1 protein-coding gene is annotated in these 5,592 nt (G+C 64.9%); it reads right to left on the minus strand.

Annotated elements, in window-relative coordinates; translation table 11 throughout:
* A partial coding sequence (locus tag IV098_RS13070; protein WP_296889772.1) for an immunoglobulin-like domain-containing protein occupies nucleotides 1–5,592 on the minus strand: 5,592 nt, incomplete at both ends.

Consider the following 5,592-nt stretch of genomic DNA (forward strand, 5'->3'; position numbering starts at 1 on the left):
GTTGCCGCCGGATGCAGACGCAATGGTGGCGCTGATGCTGCCGGCGTCGAGGTAGACATCGTCGGACGGCGCAGCAACACTCACGCTACCGCTGGAAGCACCGGCCGCAATCGTGACCACTGCCCCGTTGGAAAGCGTCACGCTGACCGGCGTCTGCGCCACATTGTTGAGGCTGGCGGTGTAAGTGATGTTGCCGCCTTCGGCCACGCTGCCGCTGGCTGAGAGACTCACCGTCGTGGTGTCGCTGGTGTCGGTGATCGTGGTGATCGCGGCAGCCGGGTCGATCGACAGGCTCTCGAAATTGCCGCCGGCAGCCGAGGCAATCGTGGCCGAGACAGAACCCGCATCGACGTATGCATCGTCGGCTGGCGCAGCAACAGAGACGCTGCCGGAAGACGCGCCGGCAGCGATGCTGATGACCGCACCATTGCTCAGCGTGACGCTGACCGGCGTTTCAGCTGCGTTGTTGAGGCTGGCGGTATAGAGAATGCTGCCGCCTTCGGCGACGTTCGGCGTAGCGGTGAGTGAAACGGTGGTGGCATCCAGCGTGTCGCTGATGCTGGTTGCCGCAGCAGCCGGGTTGATGGCCAGGCTTTCGAAGTTGCCGCCGGTGGCGGCACTGATCGTGGCGCTGACGCTGCCCGCATCGAGATACACATCGTCGGTCGGTGCGGCGACGCTGACCGCGCCGCTGGAAGCGCCGGCGGCGATGGTGATGCTGGCACCGTTGGACAGGGTGACGCTGACGGGCGTCTGAGCCACATTGTCGAGGCTCGCGGTGTAGGTGATGTTGCCGCCTTCGGCGACGTTCGGGGTCGCCGTGAGGGAAACCGTGGTCGTATCCAGCGTGTCGGTGATCGTGGTGATGGCCGGGGCAGGGTTGAGGCTGAGGCTCTCGAAATTTCCACCACTGGCCGAGGCGAGGGTGGCCGAGACTGAGCCCGCGTCGAGATATGCATCGTCGGACGGCGCGGCAACGCTGACGCTGCCGGAAGCCGTGCCGGCAGCGATGGTGATCGTTGCGCCGTTGCTCAGGGTCACGCTGACCGGAGTCAGCGCCACATTGTTGAGACTGGCGGTGTAGGTGATGTTGCCGCCTTCGGCCACCGAAGCGCTCGCGCTCAGGCTGAGCGTCGTGCTGTCGAGGGTGTCGGTGATCGAGCTTGTCGCTACGGAAGGGTCGATCGCCAGGCTTTCGAAGTTCCCGCCGGTGGCGGCAGTGATCGTCGCGCTGACGCTGCCCGCATCGAGATACACATCATCGGCCGGTGCGGCAACGCTGACCGTGCCGCTGGAAGCGCCGGCGGCGATGGTGATCGTCGCGCCGTTCGACAGCGTGACCGTGACCGGCGTTTGCGCGACGTTGTCGAGGCTTGCCAAGTAAGTGATGTTGCCGCCTTCGGCGACGCTCGGGGTCGCCGTGAGGGAAACCGTGGTCGCATCCAGCGTGTCGCTGATTGCGGTCGTTGCGGCAGCCGGGTTGATCGCCAGATTCTCGAAGTTGCCGCCCGTTGCAGACGCAATGGTGGCGCTGATGCTGCCAGCGTCGAGGTAGGCATCGTCAGACGGAGCGAGAATGCTCACGCTGCCGGTGGAAGCGCCGGCGGCGATGGTGATGCTGGCGCCATTGCTCAAGCTCACGCTGACGGGCGTCTGGGCCACGTTGTCGAGGCTTGCCGTGTAGGTGATGTTGCCGCCTTCAGCTACGCTGCCACTGGCCGAGAGGCTCACCGTCGTGGTGTCGCTGGTGTCAGTGATCGTGGTGATCGCTGCGGCTGGGTTGACAACGAGATTCTCGAAATTGCCGCCGGAAGTCGAGGCAATGGTTGCGCTGATGCTGCCTGAATCAAGGTACACATCGTCGGCCGGTGCGGCGACGCTGACCGCGCCGCTGGACGAGCCCGCGGCAATCGTGATCGTCGCGCCATTCGACAGCGTCACCGTAACCGCCGTCTGCGCGGTGTTGTTCAGGTTCGCTGTATAGAGGATGTTGCCGCCCTCGGCGACGCTTGCATTGGCCGTCAGCGTGACGCTGGTGACATCGATCGTGTCGGTGATGCTGGTTGCCGCAGCCGCCGGGTCAATGGCTAGGCTTTCGAAGTTGCCGCCGGTGGCGGAACTGATGGTTTCGGACACGCTGCCGGCATCCAGATAGGCGTCATCGGCCGGCGCGGCCACGGATACGCTGCCGCTGCTTGCGCCGGCAGCGATGATGAGGGTGGCGCCGCTGGCGAGGGTGATGCTGACGGGCGTTTGCGCCACGTTGTTGAGGCTGGCGGTATAGGTGATGTTGCCGCCTTCGGCGACGCTCGGGGTGGCGGTCAGGCTCACGGTCGTGACATCGACGGTGTCGCTGATGGCGGTCACCGCAGCCGCCGGGTTGATGGCCAGACTCTCGAAGTTGCCACCGCTGGCGCTGCTGATCGTGGCGCTGACGCTGCCCGCATCGAGATACACATCTTCGGTCGGTGCGGCGACGCTGACCGAGCCGCTGGAAGCGCCGGCAGCGATGGTAATCGTCGCGCCGTTCGACAAGGTGACCGTGACCGGCGTTTGTGCCACGTTGTTGAGGCTTGCCGTGTAGGTGATATTGCCGCCCTCGGCCACGCTCGGAGCCGCGGTCAGGCTCAGCGTACTGGTATCGAGCGTGTCGTTGATCGCAGTGACCGCCGGCGTGGGATCGATCGCAACCACAACGCCGCCGCCCGTCGCCGTGCTGATGCTGGCGCTGAGGCTGCCGGAATCGAGGTAGACGTCGTCGCTCGGCGCCACGGCCACACTGGTGCTGCCCGTCGTCTGGCCGGCGAGGATGGTGATGCTGGCGCCGTTGCTCAGGCCCAGTGTGAGATCGCTGATCGGCGCCTGGGTGACCGTTGCCGTATAGATGATCGTGCCGCCGACTTCGGTCAGGGCCGGCGTGGCGCTGAGACTGACCGAGGTGACATCGTTGTCGACGAGGGCGGTGCTGACGCTGTTGGCGCTGCCGCTGACGGCGAGGCTTTCGAAGTTGCCGCCGCTGGCGCCGGCAATGCTGACGGTGAAGGTCTCGGCGCCTTCAGCGAGTGCATCGTCGAGCGTGGCGATGCTGAAGCTGGCGGAAGCAGCGCCGGCCGGAATGGTCACGCTGAGCACACCGGTGAAATCGGCGCCGTTGGCCGCCGTACCGCTGTAGCTCAGATTGACCGTGACAGCGGACTGCGCCGGACTGGTGAGCGACACCGTGTAGCTGGCGCTTGCGCCTTCGGCCACACTGCCGTCGCCGCTGATCGAGACCGTGGTCGTGTCCAGCGTATCGGTAACGCTGGTGGTCGCTGCCGCCGGATTGATCGCCAGGTTTTCGAAGTTGCCGCCCGAAGCCGAGGCAATCGTGGCCGAGACCGAAGCCGCATCGACATAGACATCATCGGACGGTGCCGCAACGCTCACGCTGCCGGTCGAGGCGCCCGCGGCGATGCTGATGACGGCACCGTTGCTCAGGGTGATGCTGACCGGCGACTGCGCCACGTTGTTGAGGCTGGCCGTGTAGACGATGTTGCCGCCTTCAGCCACCGAAGCGCTTGCGCTCAGGCTGACGGTCGTACTGTCGAGCGTGTCGGTAATGCTGGTAGTGGCGGCAGCCGGGTTGACGACGAGGTTCTCGAAATTGCCGCCGGTGGCGCTGCTGATGCTGGCCGAAACGCTTCCGGCATCGAGGTAGACATCGTCGGCCGGCGCGGGGACGCTCACGCTGCCGCTGGAAGCGCCGGTAGCGATGGAAATCGTTGCGCCATTGCTCAGGGTGATGCTGACCGGCGACTGCGCCACATTGTTGAGGTTGGCCGTATAGCTGATGTTGCCGCCCTCAGCCGCGCTGGCGGAAGCGGTCAACGAGACCGTGGTCACATCGATCGTGTCGGTAATGCTGGTGGCCGCAGCTGGGCTGACGACGAGGTTTTCGAAATTGCCGCCGGCAGCCGAGGCAATGGTCGCGCTGACGCTGCCCGCATCAAGGTACACATCGTCGGCCGGTGCGGCGACGCTGATCGTACCGCTGGAAGCGCCGGCAGCGATGCCGATGACCGCACCGTTGGACAGCGTCACGCTGACCGGCGTCTGGGCCACATTGTTGAGGCTCGCGGTGTAAGTGATGTTGCCACCTTCGGCCACCGAGGCGTCCGCGCTCAGGCTGACGGTCGTGGTGTCGAGTGTGTCGGTTATGCTGGTGGTGGCTGCTGCGGGATTGATCGCCAGGTTTTCGAAGTTGCCGCCTGTGGCAGACACCATCGTGGCCGAGACTGAACCTGCGTCGATATAGACATCGTCAGCCGGCGCCGCGATGGAGACGCTGCCGGAAGCTGTACCGGCAGCGATACTGATGACGGCGCCGTTGCTGAGGGTGATGCTGACCGGTGACTGCGCCACATTGTTGAGGCTGGCGGTGTAGACGATGTTGCCGCCCTCAGCCACCGAAGCGCTCGCGCTCAGGCTAACGGTCGTGGTGTCGAGCGTGTCGGTGATGCTGGTGGTGGCTGCAGCCGGGTTGACGACGAGGCTCTCGAAATTACCGCCGGCAGCCGAGGCAATCGTGGCTGAAACCGAACCGGCATCCAGATACACATCATCGGTCGGCGCAGTGACGCTGACTGTTCCGCTGGACGCGCCGGCAGCGATGCTGATCGCCGCGCCGTTGGAAAGGGTCACGCTGACGGGCGTCTGGGCCACATTGTTGAGAGTGGCGGTGTAAGTGATGTTGCCGCCTTCGGCCACGCTGGCGGAAGCGCCCAGGTTGACTGTGGTCGTATCGAGGGTGTCGGTGATGCTGGTCGTTGCCGCAGCCGGATTGATTGCCAGATTCTCGAAGTTTCCGCCCGATGCAGACGCAATGGTGGCGCTGACGCTGCTGGCGTCGAGGTAGGCATCGTCGGACGGCGCAGCAACGCTTACGCTGCCGCTGGAAGCGCCGGCAGCGATGGAAATCGTCGCACCGTTGCTCAGCGTCACGCTGACCGGCGTTTGCGCCACATTGTTGAGGCTGGCGGTGTAAGTGATGTTGCCGCCTTCAGTCACCGAAACGCTTGCGCTCAGGCTGATCGTTGTGGTGTCGAGCGTATCGGTGATGCCCGTAGTGGCGGCAGCCGGGTTGATCGCCAGGCTTTCAAAGTTGCCACCCGATGCTGATGCGATCGTTGCACTGATGCTGCCTGCATCCAGATAGACATCATCGGACGGCGCAGCGACGCTGACTGTTCCGCTGGACGCACCTGCAGCGATGCTGATCACCGCACCGTTGGAAAGGGTCATGCTGACCGGCGTCTGTGCCACATTGTTGAGGCTTGCGGTGTAAGTGATGTTGCCACCTTCGGCCACACTGGCCGAAGCAGTGAGGCTGACCGTGGTCGTACCGAGGGTGTCGGTGATGGTCGTCACAGCGGCCGCCGGATCGATTGCCAGCGACTCGAAATTACCGCCCGTGGCGGATGCAAGGGTGACGCTGACGCTGCCCGCATCGAGGTACACGTCGTCGGCCGGTGCGGCGACGCTGACCGTGCCGCTCGATGCGCCGGCTGCGATGCTGATCGTCGCGCCGTTCGACAGCGTGACCGTGACGGGCGA

This window comes from Thiobacillus sp. (assembly GCF_018780105.1).
GTDB lineage: Bacteria > Pseudomonadota > Gammaproteobacteria > Burkholderiales > Thiobacillaceae > Thiobacillus.